Raw genomic sequence first — 13184 nt, 5'->3', positions numbered from 1 at the left:
GAGGAAGACATAAAGAGATTGGAGCGTACAGCGGGAATCGAACCCGCATCATCAGCTTGGAAGGCTGAGGTAATAGCCATTATACGATGTACGCACATCGTCGAACGAGATAGATAATGCCACACTGAGCGGATACGTAAAGCACTTTCTTTCACTTAACTTACTGATTGATGGTTATTTAATCGTTAGTGCTCATTTTTTAATACATTGGTCACAAAAAAGCCCTATTCAAAGTCAACGAGACGTTACGCTGCTTTTGAATAGGGCTCTTTATGCCCTTTATACTTCTCTTTTCTTGAAAAACTCCCCTTACCTTTTTTCGCTTTAGTGACTCGAGTGGTAAATAATTGGCTGGTAACCACCGCTTTTAGTGCGTTGTCTTTAATGACGCCTCTCCCGTGATCATGATCAGGAGTGACTGCCTTTTTATTACTTTTCATAAGACCTCTTAGTCAATATTTTCTATTTGTACAAAAAACGATCGGATTGTGTTCTCTTTTACCTTTTAAGTCAAATTGCTCATTAATTTTTACTTTATCCTATTTGTTTTAATCATTTTGCTTTAGAATCCTATCGCCTAAGCAAACGATTAACTCAATGAATTACTTAGGCTCTTATTTCTTTTTCTGGTGGGAGCAGCAAATGACAACTTTAACAATTACTCGTCCTGATGATTGGCATTTACATCTACGTGATGGTGACGTATTAACTGATACTGTACGTGACTCTGGTCGTTATAATGGCCGTGCGTTAATCATGCCAAACCTAGTGCCACCAGTTATCACAACCGAACAAGCTCTCAGCTATCGCGAACGCATTCAAGCGGTAAACTCTTCTAATACTTTCGCTCCAATCATGTCTTTATACTTAACAGAAAAGACAACTTCTGATGAAATTCGTAAAGCAAAAGCAACTGGCTATATTGTCGCGGCTAAATTATACCCTGCTGGTGCCACCACGAATTCTGATTCAGGTGTAAGCGATGTTCAAAAGGTGTACCCTATTTTAAAAACCATGCAAGAAGAAGGTATGTTGCTTCTTATTCATGGTGAAGTGACAACACATGATATTGATATTTTTGATCGCGAGAAAACTTTCCTTGATACCGTATTAGCACCAATCGTAAATGATTTTCCTGAATTGAAAATTGTTCTTGAACACATCACAACAAAAGATGCTGCAGACTTTGTTAAAAATGCAGGCCCGAATGTGGCAGCAACTATTACGGCTCATCATTTATTATTTAATCGTAATCATATGCTTGTTGGTGGTATCAAACCTCATTTCTATTGTTTACCAATTTTAAAACGCAATACACACCAACTTGCTCTAATAGAAGCAGCAACAAGTGGTAGCCCTAAATTCTTTTTAGGCACAGACTCTGCCCCTCATTCAAAAGAGAAAAAAGAAGCGGCTTGCGGTTGTGCTGGCTCTTATACTGCGCACGCTTCTATTGAATTGTATACAGAAGTATTTGAGAACGAAGGAAAATTAGATAACCTTGAAGCTTTTGCAAGTTTCAACGGCCCTGATTTCTATAACTTACCACGTAATACAGATACGATAACGCTAGTCAAAGAAGCGTGGATCACTCCTGAAACCATGTCTTTTGGTAATGATGTTGTTGTGCCTATTCGTGCTGGTGAAGCGGTTGAATGGTTAGTTAAATAACGATAACTGCCTAGTGTTAGTTATTATGTTATAACCATAAAAAATGGGATGCTGTGATAAACAAGCATCCCATTTTTGTCGTTGATTAAAGACTATGGCACACCGTGACCTTTAGATTCAACCCAAACACGATACCATTGCTCACGAGTCAGCGCTAAGCTCATGGCTTTAATTGCTGATTGAACACGCTCAATCTTACCTGAACCAATAATTGGCACAGGGTTTGATGGCAGTTTAGCAACCCACGCATAGATCACTTGATCAATACTATCGGCACCAATCTCTTCTTTAATCTCTTCTAATACATGACGAACTCGAATCGCTTGCTCTGACGTACCAGAGAAAATATCGCCGCCCGCAAGACAAGACCATGCCATTGGCTTAATACGATTCATTTGTAAATGGTCTAACGTTCCATCATGAGCAACATCAAAGTTTAATGGATTGATTTCCACTTGATTCGTTACTAATGGTTTATCTAAACGCGACTGCAATAAATCAAAATGAGAAGGCGTAAAGTTAGAAACACCAACGTGTTTTACTTTCCCTTCTTTTTGTAATTGATTGAATGTATCTGCGACTTCATCTGCATTCATTAATATATCAAGGCGATGAATAAGAAGAACATCAATTTCATTAATATTTAATCGAGACAGTGAGTTATTAACAGAATTGAGTATGTGTTCTTTCGATGTGTCGTAATGATTGATTTTACGATTTGGCAAATCAGCCGTACATAAATTGATATCGCATTTCGTTATGATTTCAATCTTGTCACGAACCGAAGGATCAATCGCTAACGCTTCACCAAATAAAGCTTCACATTGATAACCGCCGTAAATGTCCGCGTGATCGACCGTTGTTATACCAAGTTCAATATGTTGCTTTAAAAACGTTAAGCGCTCTTGAGCTGTCATATTCCAATCAGAAAGACGCCAATATCCTTGTACAAGCTCTGAAAATTCAGGACCTTCCGGTGCCATTACTACTTTTTTCATTATGATTCTTCCATTAAATATCTTCCTTCATACTAGATAGCGAAGAAGACGAATGCAATCACAACATAGCGAGCGATCTCAAGTTTCAAATAAAAAGGTGTTTAACCTCAATTCCTTTTAAAAAGTAAGTAATTATTTCGGCCTAAATATTGCACTCCCTATACTGTAAACGTAGAATCGAATCGTTAATTACAATAAGGTTTATAACATGATGAAGAAGAGCCGTTTTTACGCCTTATTCTTGGCACTTATCTCTACCGCCTCTTTTGCCGATATAACAGCAACACCGGATAATGAAGACATTTGTAAAGAGAAGTACATTAAAGAAGTCTTTGATCAACAAGTGCAATACAGCAACCCGACAAATACCGCTCAAGTGCGTCGTACTGCAGAAAGGCATATTGATCGTTCTCGTGAAATTTATAGCGAAACGAACAGTTTTTGTTCTGCTTTTAACTATTTAACCTGAATTCTGGATAAGGCTGAACTAATTGCCCACCTAACGATCAGATCTTTCGACCAAGAATTATTTGAACGTATTTTAAAAGGTGGGCAAGATGAATAAATTAGTTGATATATTTTGTGATGTCGATGATTTTTGTTATCAATTCTTATCTCAATGGGAAAAATACCTTGTTGAGGCTAGTGAGAGAAAAAGAAAACGTCAGTCAGTAATGTCTACTAGTGAATGTATGACTATTGTCATCGCTTTTCATCAATCAAATCATAGAGATTTCAAGAACTTCTATATCGGGTTAGTTCATCAATATTGGAAAGGATACTTTCCAAATTTACTTAGCTACACTCGATTTGTGAGCAAAATGCCTAGCCTAATCGCCCCAATGTGTGCCTATTTTCAATCTATCAAAGGTAAGCCGACTGGCATTGCTTTTGTTGACTCCACGAGTCTTAAAGTATGCCATAACATTCGAATTCCTCGCCATAAAGTCTTTGATGGTGTTGCGAAAAGAGGAAAAGGTACCATGGGATGGTTTTTCGGCTTCAAACTTCATTTATTGATTAACCATCTTGGAGAAATTATTTCGCTGAAAATCACAGCTGGCAATGTAAATGATAGGACTCCTGTACCTGATTTATGCAAAGAACTCTCGGGGAAATTGTACGCTGATAAAGGGTACATAGGTAAAAAGTTGAGTGAGAGCTTAAAGAACTCTGATGTCGATTTAGTGACTACCTCGCGAAAAAACATGAAAGCAAAAGAGATAAGTGCTTTTGATAAGGCTATGTTATCAAAGAGATACATTATCGAAACGATAAATGACCAATTGAAGAATATCTCTCAAATTGAACATAGCCGTCATCGTAGCGTGACTGGTTTCATGCTAAATGTAATTTCAGGCGTTGTGGCTTATTGTTTAAAAAAACAAAAGCCACGAATTAAGCTATCAGAATGTGAATTTGAACTAATCCTCGCTTAAAGCATGTTTTATCCAGAATTCAGGTTATTTAAAGAATGAAGCATCTGACCGATTAGCTCACGATTTTAACAACGCGAAAGCGGGTGAATCTCAATTTAAATAAAAAGCGATATACGGTGACACAATGCTAGGTAACTGACTCATCAATTTACCTAGCATTCGTTTATTAAAGTGTTAACTACGATATTTTAGCGGTCGAATCACTTCATCGAGCCCTTCAATTTTCATCGCTAAACATAAGGCCATTAGCTCCCCTAATTCTCCTTTTGGAAAGCCATTTTTACGCTCAAACCACAATAAATACTCTTCTGGTAAATCAATCAGCACTCTGCCGCCATATTTACCAAAAGGCATCTTCATTTGAGTTAATTTAACGATTTGTTCTTTTGTGAACATTTATAGGCACTCTTTTACAATTAAATGAAGTAAGAACGTCTCACGCTCAATGCTCATGCCTTTTTTATCACTGTTTATTAGAATATGTTCATTATGCGCAATGGCTTCATGAATATTAATCCAAACAGGACGCATTCCATTTCTGATTTCATAACTCTCATAGCTTGTTTCGCCAAGAGTCCTATCTGCATTACAGGTATAACAATAAGAAATCATATGCAATACATTACATTCATGTTTATACCAAGGTCGGAATTCTTCATATATACCAAAAGGCACAATGTTTGAAATATTTTTAGCCCCTGTTTCTTCTTCAATTTCACGTACTAACCCTGCAATTACGTCTTCACCTTCATCAATACCACCACCTGGTAAAGAATAATCATGATAACGCTCTGTATACAGTAGAAGAATCTCTTCTCCTTTTAAAATAATTGCTCTGGTTGCATTACGTTGAAGAATTTTCTGATTGTCTAGATGTTCTAGATCGGGATGCGTTGTAATATTTAAAATGCGCATAAAACTGACTAGCCTAATTGGAAAATACCTTAACATTATACGCAAATGAGAATTAGATGCAGCAATCAAATTAGGTGTTGAATTAAAAGCATATGAACAAGCCGAATGTAAAGACAATGTAAATAATGTGGTTTAAATCTATTTCTTTTAATTTTAATTTCATATAATTAAAGCTTAATAATAATGACAAGCCAAGGAAGCCTTATGTTCACAAAAAATAACTCAATAAAAACACTAATTATTGCCTCAACCCTGTTCGCTTCAACCTCTGTCTTAGCACATACCTTTAATGAAGCCGATAAAGCCATTGCTTACCGTCAAGCCGCATTCACTATGATTGCAGGTAATGTCAGTGAAATGGGTGAGATGATCAAAGGAAAGACAGATTGGAGTGACGCGATCTTTTCAAAACGCGCAAATCAATTATCACAGTTAACGTTAATGCCATTAGATGCTTTTTATGTAGAAGGATCTGATAAAGGAAAAACAAACGCATTACCTAAAGTATGGACAAACTTTCCTGATTTTGAATCGCGTTTAGCTCAATTTCAAGAAGATGCCGCCGCTTTAGCAAGTATCTCCGATAAAGGTGATAAAGACGCAATACGCAAAGCGTTTGGCAAAACAGTAAAAAACTGTAAGGCTTGCCACACCGATTATAAAGCAAAGTAATTAAAGGGAATTCATGAAAATCTGGGATAGTTTTATCCGAGTTTATCATTGGAGCCAAGTAGTTTTACTTGGCTCTCTTTGGTATACAGCGGACGAAGGATTAATGGAGTGGCATTTTGCGCTCGCCTATCTTTTAATGGTGTTTTTACTCACTCGTATTGTTTGGGGAATTATTGGCAGTGATACGGCAAAGTTCACTCATTTTATCACCTCGCCCAAGAAAGCGATTACTTATCTAAAAGCAAGAAAAGCATCACATGCGATAGGCCACAACCCTGCTGGTGGCTATATGGTATTAGGTCTATTTTTCTTACTTACATTACAATTAGTGACTGGATTATTTAGCAATGATGACATTCTCTCTGAAGGACCTCTAGCCTCTTTAGTGAGCTATGATACAAGTAGTTTTCTAACTACGATTCACCACCAAAGCTTTGATGTTTTACTTGGTTTTATTGGGTTGCACATTGCCGCTGTATTATTTTATCGTATTAAAGGCATTAATCTAATTTTACCTATGTTTACTGGGTCTGCGGATTTGACCGGAAATGCCCCCAAAATGAAACATACCTTAATAGCATGGTTAATTTTTGCGGTAATATTATCATTTGTATACTATTTTTGGGCAAGTGAAGTGCTAAACTACCTTTTTTAATTATTGAGTAGTAAATACATGACTCCTTTCTTAAATTGGTGGAATGCACTTCTGAATTTTCAAGAGAATGATTGGGTACAGAACGTACTCGTCATTACTCTGTTTAGTGCATTTTTATGGGTCGTATGGCGCATTGTAGTCAACCGTCTTCAACATATTACAAAAAAAACCTCATTACCTTGGGATGACGCGGTAATTACAGCGCTCTCCTCCCCAGTCAGTCTGATTATTTGGGTCTGGCCAGCAACTGCCTCGTTTAAAATAATGCTGTCAGGGCATTTAAAGTTAGTACCCGATTGGATCCCCACCCTTCAAGTATTCATTCTGGTTTGGGGTTTTATTTGGACCGCGTTACGGTTAACAACGTTAATTGAAAAACAAGTTCTTACCAATCAAAAACATGACATTACAACCGTTTTAGCCCTTGGGAAAGTCGTCCGCTTAATCTTTATTTCTCTTGGTTTATTATCATTAATGCAGGGGATTGGACTCAGTTTATCCGGTTTATTAACCTTTGGTGGCGTCGGTGGCTTAGTGGTCGGTTTAGCGGCTAAAGATCTCTTGTCCAACTTTTTTGGTGGAATGATGATCTATTTTGATCGCCCTTTCAAAGTCGGAGATTGGATCCGCTCTCCTGACCGCTCGATTGAAGGAACGGTTGAAACCATCGGTTGGCGTATGACGGTAATACGTACTTTTGATAAACGCCCTCTTTATGTGCCCAACTCCGTATTTAGTAGCATTGTGGTTGAAAACCCATCTCGTATGCTAAATCGAAGAATTAAAGAAGACATTGGTATTCGCTACGATGACATTAGCAATATTGAGCAAATTGTAATCGAAGTAAAAGCAATGCTTGTTAATCATGAAGGCATCGATTCGAATCAGACCTTAATTGTTAACTTCAATGGTTTTGGCCCTTCTTCATTAGATCTATTGGTCTACACTTTTACAAAAACGGTCAATTGGATTGAATACCACCATGTTAAACAAGATGTATTAATCAAAATTGGGGACATTATTGCCCAACACGGTGCAGAGATTGCCTTCCCGACTCAGACTCTAAAAATTGAACAATTACCGGCTAATTAATACTTTCTATTGAAGAAATTAGTCACTAACAAAAAAGGGCATTACACGTTTTGTGCAATGCCCTTTTTAATGTGGTATTAATCCGAATTATCTACCCTGTTAATACATTTTCTTCTGGGTATTTCACGCACGAAGATTCAGGTCTAGCTAACATATACGCTAATGTTAATGGCCCAATTCGACCAATAATCATAACAATAACCATAATAAATTTACCCGGTTCAGATAACTCCGCCGTTAAACCCGCCGTTAAGCCTACCGTTGCAAACGCTGAGATAACCTCAAACATGACTTTGTCAAAACCAGCATTTTCTGTCAGCATTAACGAAAACATAGCAATAGAAAGCAACAATCCACTCACGACAATAATAGCTAACGATTTAGTTACTATTGGCCAGCCTATCGTTCTTTTAAACATCACAACGTTTTTCTTCTGACGTAAAAAAGTCCATGTTGCCACTGCCGCTACTGTCACTGTTGATACTTTTAAGCCCCCCCCTGTCGATGTAGACCCAGCACCAATGAGCATTAATATAATCATAATAAATAACGCAGGTTGAGTGAACTGTGTTAAATCGACACTATTAAAGCCCGCAGTACGTGCACTCGCTGATTGGAAAAAAGCCGCCAACCATTGATCACCCACAGATAACGAAGCCAAGGTATTCGGATTATTATATTCAAGTACATAGAAAAATAACGTACCGATAAGTAACAATGTCGGCGTTGCTATGAGCATGATTTTGGTATGCAATTGCAGTCGACTGAATCCTTTAGAGCCATTTTTAACTAAATCAACAATAACCGTAAACCCAAGACCGCCCCCAATAAAGAGGAAAGACAGAGTAAATATAACAAGTGGATCGCTAACATACCCCATTAAGCTGTCTGAAAATAAAGAAAAGCCTGCATTATTAAACGCCGATATGGAGTGAAAAGCAGCATAGAACATACCTTTTGCCAGTCCTAACTCTGGTACCCAACGAAATGAAAGAATAAACATCCCAATTAACTCAGCCGCCAGTGCAAAGTAAATAATATTCTTAATTAATTTGCGTAAGTTTATCTTCTTCTCTTGCCCCAAGGCTTCTTTCGCTAACGCTTGTTGACGTAAACTTAACCTCAAACCAAAAACATACAGCAATACCGCTGACAATGTCATTTGGCCAAGACCACCAATCTGCATTAAAAACATTAAGACCACTTTACCACTGGTCGTGAAATGTGTACCAGTATCAACAACACCCAAACCTGTCACACTGATGGCTGAGGTTGCAGTAAATAAAGCGTCCATAAAGCTTAAGCCTGACACTGAAAATATCGGCAGTGTTAATAGCAAAGCAGAAGGCAACAGAATAGCCAAAAATGAAAAGAGAATGATCCTAGGTTCTGACCACTCTTTTGATTTTTGACTATTCTTTAACGGGAATAGACCACGTTTGGGTAAATAATTCATAATGTTCTGATTTTTTGTGCCAGTTTCACTTCTGGACCAACAATAATAAGAATATCTCCCATTTCTAATTCTTTACTGTATTCAGGCGCTGATATGATTTCAGGTCCGCGCTTAATGGCTAATATCTTCACGTCTGACATTTGACAAAAATCAAGCTGCCCTAACGATTTTCCCATATTTTGGCCACCCACCACAATTTCGGTAATAGCCAGTCCACTGCCTAGAAGATGGAAATCAAATACACGGCGATCGAGCATTTTCCTTGCGACTCGGATACCCATGTCTCTTTCAGGAAGAATAATATGATCAGCGCCGATCTTAGTTAAAATTTTCGCATGAAATTTATCATTCGCTTTCACCCAAACGGTTTTAACACCCGCTTCTTTAAGTACCAATGTGGTTAGGATACTGGCATTGATATCAGAACCAATGGCTACCATTACCATATCGTATTCATCTAATTTTAGCTCAGCAACGGTCTCTTCGCTCGCGCAATTTGCCACCACAGCGGTAGACACAAAATCAGTCGCTTTTTTTACTCGTTCTTCATTAATATCAACGGCTAAAACTTGTGAACCATATTGATGTAACTCTTCACAAACTGTTAAACCAAAACGGCCTAAACCAATTACAGCGTATTGTTTATTTTTTGCTTTCATCAATTTACTCACTTTTAATATCATAGATAAACTTGGTATATCATCCTCTTAGAAGACAATAACTTCAATTTAAAATAGAACCACTCAGAATGAAACCAATACTCTGTATTAAAGATAAGAACAGACCAAGCGTTTACGATTGCCTCTTTAGTTTCAACAGATTTCGTTATCAAGGATAAAAATAATGTACATTTCTGATAAAAAATGTGACATCAATCTCATGACACCTTAAAATATAGGCCTAAAATAGCGTCATATCGAACAAAAATGTTCAACAAATTTAGTTAAACTTGAATTTTTATACCTTATAGACTGGAGACCTTGATTATGGCTACACCACATATTAATGCACAAGTTGGTGATTTCGCAGAAACGGTTCTAATGCCTGGAGATCCACTACGAGCTAAATTCATTGCTGAAAACTTCTTGGAAGACGTAACTCAAGTGTGTGACGTTCGTAATATGTTCGGTTACACCGGTACTTATAAAGGTAAAAAAGTCTCCGTTATGGGTCACGGCATGGGTATCCCTTCTTGTTGTATCTATGTACACGAACTGATCGCGGAATTTGGTGTTAAAAATATCATTCGCGTTGGCAGCTGTGGCGCAGTACACGATGACGTGAAACTAATGGACGTTGTTATTGGAATGGGTGCTTCTACCGATTCAAAAGTTAACCGTATTCGTTTTAACAACCATGATTTTGCAGCCATTGCTGATTTTGGTTTATTAGAAACGGCGGTTGCTCAAGCTCGTAAACTTAATGTACCAGTAAAAGTAGGTAACGTATTCTCTGCGGATTTATTTTACTCTCCAGAAACTGATCTGTTCGACAAAATGGAAAAATTAGGCATCTTGGGTGTTGATATGGAAGCGGCTGGCATTTATCGTGTGGCAGCGGATCTAGGCGCAAAAGCACTTACTATCCTAACGGTATCTGACCACATAAAACGCGGTGAGAAATTAAGTTCAGAAGATCGTCAAAAATCATTCAATGATATGATGACAGTGGCACTAGAAACCGCCATTAAACTGTAGTCCTATCCTCAACGCCAGAACATTCTGGCGTTTTAAAAACATAAGGGGTGTCTAGTGCCAACTGAAAAACTGCCGTTGGCTGCTAAAGGGTTACAACTCAATTTTTGTAAAACATTGGCGTGTGACAATTTTGGTGATAGCGATGAACAACATTATTTAGTTCAACGCACAAACCCGAAGCGACCTGCATTAGTTTGTCGGAAATGTGGTGCTTTTCCTCCCTTAATCAATAACAATGAAGTATTGAACGAACTTGCACGTCAGCAAAAAGTGCAATGCCATTCTTTACCTGCTTGTAATAATTCCCATTGCTCTCACTTTGGTTTAGATGTTCTTACTCATCGTGAGCTTTATCATGCCTTCGGTTATAGTGGTGATCGTCAACGTTATCGTTGTAAATCTTGCGCTTCTACCTTTGTCGATAAATGGTCTGGTGAAAACCAAAAAAGCCCTATTCAACAAAAGATTTTAGGTTTTTTATTTACTGGGTACTCTGTACGCGAGATTTGCCGTCGTTTACATATAAATCCTAAAACCTTTTATGACCATATTAACCAAATAGCCAGTCGTTGCCGACGTCATATGTCTTTGTTTGATGTCCGTTTACAGCATGACAGAACCCAAATTCAATTAGCATCAAATGCCACCCCATTGCAGCCTCTAAGTAATAATGGGGTTTTCTGGTACTGTACAGCAGAAATGAGTTCAGGTTATCTCATCGCTCAACATATTAACTATTCAGAAAATGACCAACCTGGTAATCAGTTGGATCACGACCCGTTCTTACCCGAAGCACAATATTTATCGAATACCTTTATTGGTGAAGCCAATTCTCAATCAGCTATCGCCACAAACAGTATATTCAGCCGCGTAGACAGCAAATATCAAGAGATATTAGCCCGTGCAAATGTTGAAGATCCTTTAGGTAATTACGTCTCTTTAAATTACCCATCGAAAGGGGCGTTAATACGACCGCCTTATACGTCTTATGCTCATTATTTAGAAATCCAAGACGCTTTTTCACATTGTGATTCTATTGAAATTTATATGCCTCAAGAGCCTATGCTTCGATCGGCAGCAATGTCTGTTTTTCTTGAACGCATTAAAAACAACAATATTGATTTACTGTACGTCACTCAAGACGATGCTTTTCCTATTGAGCAAAGCGGCGAGAAAGTAGATATTCATCTTGTGGGTTGGTGGCGAGATCGCTGGGCTTTTACCGAAGTCTCAGGGCTACATAAAGGGATTTGCCATCTTAATGGCGCAGAGAACAATGAACAATATTGGTTAAAGCGTGCTTCTGCCACTTCAGCCGCTGATTATCAGCAACGTTTTTATAATCAATTTACAAGTTTAGTGAATGAACCGAGACGAAAACTTCGTCCGGCTAGCCTACTTCCTTTATTAGATATCTTTAGAGCATGGCATAATCTGTGTCATCAAGATAAACTAGGTACAACACCAGCACAAAAGTTAGGGTTAATTTCAAAACCCATTACACTTGCTGAATTATTAAGTTAGGAATAACAATGAGCTCGTCACCTTCTCAAGATCACACTGAAAACACCGATATGTTGACAGAAATCGCCATCCTTTATTATCAAGAAGGAGCGACTCAAGAAGAGATCTCGAAAAAATTTGGCTTATCTCGCGCTAAAGTCGGACGCATGCTTAGAAAAGCACGAGAAGAAGGTATTGTCGAAATTACCGTAAAATTTCATCCCGTTTATAGCGCACAGCTAGAACAAAAGTTGGTTGAAAAATTCAACTTAAAACGCGCATTGATTTCATTAGATCAACCCAATACCAGTGAACAACGCAAGCAAGTTGCCGCTCTCGTTAGCTCTTATTTAAACAATAACTTGCAAGATGATATGGCGGTTGCCGTTGGTCAAGGTCAAAATGTTGCTGCTGTCGCTGATCACGCTGGGATTGTCTCCCATCGTAATGCTCGATTCGTATCCGCTATCGGTGGTACACACCGCAGTGGTGATATTATTAACGCTGACCATATTTGTCGACGTTTAGCAAAAAAATACGGCGGAAGCAGTGAAACGCTTTACGCACCTGCGTATGTGAATGACCCGAGCCTTCGTTCTGCTTTTATGGAGCACGCAACAATTAAGGAAACACTGAACCAAGCCAGAAAAGCAGAGTTTGCATTGGTTGGGATCGGTGATATGGATGAAAACAGCCACATGGTTAAACTTGGCTTTTTTACGCCTAAAGAATTTGTAGAAGCGCGTTTAAATGATGGCATAGTGGGTGATATTGGCGGATTTGATTTCTTTAAATTAGATGGCAGTGATGCGGATACGTTAATGCGAGGAAGAGTTATTGGCTTAGAAATGGAAGATCTTCGTCAAATTCCAAACGTAGTCGCAATGGCAAGTGAAAGTCGCAAAGCATTATCAATCATGGGTGCATTAAGAACAGGTGTTATTGATGTTCTTGCCACAAGCGTTAGTTGCGCGATGGCCCTGCTTAATCTCGCAGAAAATGAACGCTAACTTATACAATATTCTATATGACAAGAGCACCTTAACAACAGTTTATACTTGACTCGCATATCCTTAATATACTTCG

General features: G+C 38.3%; 15 protein-coding genes and 1 tRNA gene. 9 read left to right on the top strand and 7 right to left on the bottom strand.

Going from position 1 to position 13184, the window contains the following annotated elements:
• Window positions 1–19: 19 nt before the first annotated feature.
• Together VSAL_RS18545 and arfA are read right to left on the bottom strand one after the other, a co-directional pair.
• Window positions 20–94 (bottom strand) — tRNA-Gly (locus VSAL_RS18545).
• Window positions 95–245: 151 nt separating this feature from the next.
• Window positions 246–440, bottom strand: a complete 195-nt coding sequence (gene arfA / locus VSAL_RS18540) for a ribosome alternative rescue factor ArfA (RefSeq protein ID WP_012551805.1) — start codon at window positions 438–440, stop codon at window positions 246–248.
• A 202-nt stretch (window positions 441–642) separates the two neighbouring features.
• Between arfA and pyrC the strand changes: the two genes are divergently transcribed.
• Window positions 643–1671 carry a dihydroorotase gene (pyrC, locus tag VSAL_RS18535; RefSeq protein ID WP_012551804.1) on the top strand — a complete coding sequence of 343 codons (1029 nt, stop codon included), beginning with the start codon at window positions 643–645 and terminating at the stop codon, window positions 1669–1671.
• Window positions 1672–1763: 92 nt separating this feature from the next.
• On the opposite strand, the gene VSAL_RS18530 is transcribed toward pyrC, so the two are convergent.
• Complete coding sequence (locus VSAL_RS18530; RefSeq protein WP_012551803.1) at window positions 1764–2669, bottom strand: aldo/keto reductase; 906 nt, start codon at window positions 2667–2669, stop codon at window positions 1764–1766.
• 208 nt (window positions 2670–2877) lie between these two features.
• Between VSAL_RS18530 and VSAL_RS18525 the strand changes: the two genes are divergently transcribed.
• Window positions 2878–3138, top strand: coding sequence for a hypothetical protein (locus VSAL_RS18525; protein WP_231850975.1), 261 nt, complete (start codon window positions 2878–2880; stop codon window positions 3136–3138).
• Between the two features lie 88 nt (window positions 3139–3226).
• A complete protein-coding gene (locus VSAL_RS18520) occupies window positions 3227–4108 on the top strand; it encodes an IS982-like element ISVsa6 family transposase (protein WP_012548944.1) in 882 nt (293 codons plus the stop codon).
• 174 nt (window positions 4109–4282) lie between these two features.
• Here VSAL_RS18520 and VSAL_RS18515 read toward each other — a convergent pair whose 3' ends face one another.
• Both VSAL_RS18515 and VSAL_RS18510 read right to left on the bottom strand, forming a co-directional pair.
• Entirely contained in the window at window positions 4283–4504 is a 222-nt protein-coding gene (locus tag VSAL_RS18515; RefSeq protein ID WP_012551802.1) for a DUF3820 family protein, read from the bottom strand.
• Window positions 4505–5023: an NUDIX hydrolase gene (locus tag VSAL_RS18510; RefSeq protein ID WP_012551801.1), complete on the bottom strand. Its 519-nt coding sequence runs from the start codon at window positions 5021–5023 to the stop codon at window positions 4505–4507.
• A 204-nt stretch (window positions 5024–5227) separates the two neighbouring features.
• Here VSAL_RS18510 and VSAL_RS18505 point away from each other — a divergent pair, with 204 nt between their 5' ends.
• From VSAL_RS18505 to VSAL_RS18495, 3 genes are read left to right on the top strand one after another with little or no spacing between them, the layout of a single operon-like run.
• On the top strand, window positions 5228–5695 hold the full coding sequence (locus VSAL_RS18505; RefSeq protein WP_012551800.1) for a c-type cytochrome: 468 nt from the start codon (window positions 5228–5230) through the stop codon (window positions 5693–5695).
• A gap of 13 nt (window positions 5696–5708) precedes the next feature.
• Complete coding sequence (locus tag VSAL_RS18500) at window positions 5709–6350, top strand: cytochrome b/b6 domain-containing protein (RefSeq protein ID WP_012551799.1); 642 nt, start codon at window positions 5709–5711, stop codon at window positions 6348–6350.
• Between the two features lie 18 nt (window positions 6351–6368).
• Window positions 6369–7442 carry a mechanosensitive ion channel family protein gene (locus VSAL_RS18495; RefSeq protein ID WP_012551798.1) on the top strand — a complete coding sequence of 358 codons (1074 nt, stop codon included), beginning with the start codon at window positions 6369–6371 and terminating at the stop codon, window positions 7440–7442.
• Between the two features lie 91 nt (window positions 7443–7533).
• Here the strand turns inward: VSAL_RS18495 and VSAL_RS18490 are convergent, their stop codons facing one another.
• Both VSAL_RS18490 and VSAL_RS18485 read right to left on the bottom strand, forming a co-directional pair.
• The gene (locus VSAL_RS18490; protein WP_012551797.1) at window positions 7534–8898 is read right to left on the bottom strand and encodes a TrkH family potassium uptake protein; all 1365 of its coding nucleotides are present in this window, start codon (window positions 8896–8898) and stop codon (window positions 7534–7536) included.
• A complete protein-coding gene (locus tag VSAL_RS18485; protein ID WP_012551796.1) occupies window positions 8895–9557 on the bottom strand; it encodes a potassium channel family protein in 663 nt (220 codons plus the stop codon). Before VSAL_RS18485 ends, VSAL_RS18490 begins: the two co-directional genes overlap by 4 nt.
• A 327-nt stretch (window positions 9558–9884) precedes the next feature.
• On the opposite strand from VSAL_RS18485, the gene deoD reads away from it, so the two are divergent.
• Genes deoD through VSAL_RS18470 form a run of 3 tightly spaced genes read left to right on the top strand, consistent with a single transcriptional unit; the run spans window position 9885 to window position 13108 of the window.
• Window positions 9885–10595: a purine-nucleoside phosphorylase gene (gene deoD / locus VSAL_RS18480; protein WP_012551795.1), complete on the top strand. Its 711-nt coding sequence runs from the start codon at window positions 9885–9887 to the stop codon at window positions 10593–10595.
• A gap of 54 nt (window positions 10596–10649) precedes the next feature.
• On the top strand, window positions 10650–12119 hold the full coding sequence (locus VSAL_RS18475) for a hypothetical protein (protein ID WP_012551794.1): 1470 nt from the start codon (window positions 10650–10652) through the stop codon (window positions 12117–12119).
• 8 nt (window positions 12120–12127) lie between these two features.
• On the top strand, window positions 12128–13108 hold the full coding sequence (locus VSAL_RS18470; RefSeq protein WP_012551793.1) for a sugar-binding transcriptional regulator: 981 nt from the start codon (window positions 12128–12130) through the stop codon (window positions 13106–13108).
• Window positions 13109–13184 lie beyond the last annotated feature (76 nt).

Origin of the sequence: Aliivibrio salmonicida LFI1238 (assembly GCF_000196495.1) — a bacterium.
In the GTDB taxonomy this organism is placed as follows: Bacteria; Pseudomonadota; Gammaproteobacteria; order Enterobacterales; family Vibrionaceae; genus Aliivibrio; species Aliivibrio salmonicida.
Note: the sequence above shows the minus strand (reverse complement) of the source record. Positions and strands in the feature narration are given on the sequence as shown.

Excerpts from the sequence above, each read along its gene's own strand:
- arfA (WP_012551805.1), bottom strand. The coding sequence starts at position 440 with ATGAAAAGTAATAAAAAGGCAGTCACTCCTGATCATGATCACGGGAGA.
- pyrC (WP_012551804.1), top strand. The coding sequence starts at position 643 with ATGACAACTTTAACAATTACTCGTCCTGATGATTGGCATTTACATCTA.
- VSAL_RS18530 (WP_012551803.1), bottom strand. The coding sequence starts at position 2,669 with ATGAAAAAAGTAGTAATGGCACCGGAAGGTCCTGAATTTTCAGAGCTT.
- VSAL_RS18525 (WP_231850975.1), top strand. The coding sequence starts at position 2,878 with ATGATGAAGAAGAGCCGTTTTTACGCCTTATTCTTGGCACTTATCTCT.
- VSAL_RS18520 (WP_012548944.1), top strand. The coding sequence starts at position 3,227 with ATGAATAAATTAGTTGATATATTTTGTGATGTCGATGATTTTTGTTAT.
- VSAL_RS18515 (WP_012551802.1), bottom strand. The coding sequence starts at position 4,504 with ATGTTCACAAAAGAACAAATCGTTAAATTAACTCAAATGAAGATGCCT.
- VSAL_RS18510 (WP_012551801.1), bottom strand. The coding sequence starts at position 5,023 with ATGCGCATTTTAAATATTACAACGCATCCCGATCTAGAACATCTAGAC.
- VSAL_RS18505 (WP_012551800.1), top strand. The coding sequence starts at position 5,228 with ATGTTCACAAAAAATAACTCAATAAAAACACTAATTATTGCCTCAACC.
- VSAL_RS18500 (WP_012551799.1), top strand. The coding sequence starts at position 5,709 with ATGAAAATCTGGGATAGTTTTATCCGAGTTTATCATTGGAGCCAAGTA.
- VSAL_RS18495 (WP_012551798.1), top strand. The coding sequence starts at position 6,369 with ATGACTCCTTTCTTAAATTGGTGGAATGCACTTCTGAATTTTCAAGAG.
- VSAL_RS18490 (WP_012551797.1), bottom strand. The coding sequence starts at position 8,898 with ATGAATTATTTACCCAAACGTGGTCTATTCCCGTTAAAGAATAGTCAA.
- VSAL_RS18485 (WP_012551796.1), bottom strand. The coding sequence starts at position 9,557 with ATGAAAGCAAAAAATAAACAATACGCTGTAATTGGTTTAGGCCGTTTT.
- deoD (WP_012551795.1), top strand. The coding sequence starts at position 9,885 with ATGGCTACACCACATATTAATGCACAAGTTGGTGATTTCGCAGAAACG.
- VSAL_RS18470 (WP_012551793.1), top strand. The coding sequence starts at position 12,128 with ATGAGCTCGTCACCTTCTCAAGATCACACTGAAAACACCGATATGTTG.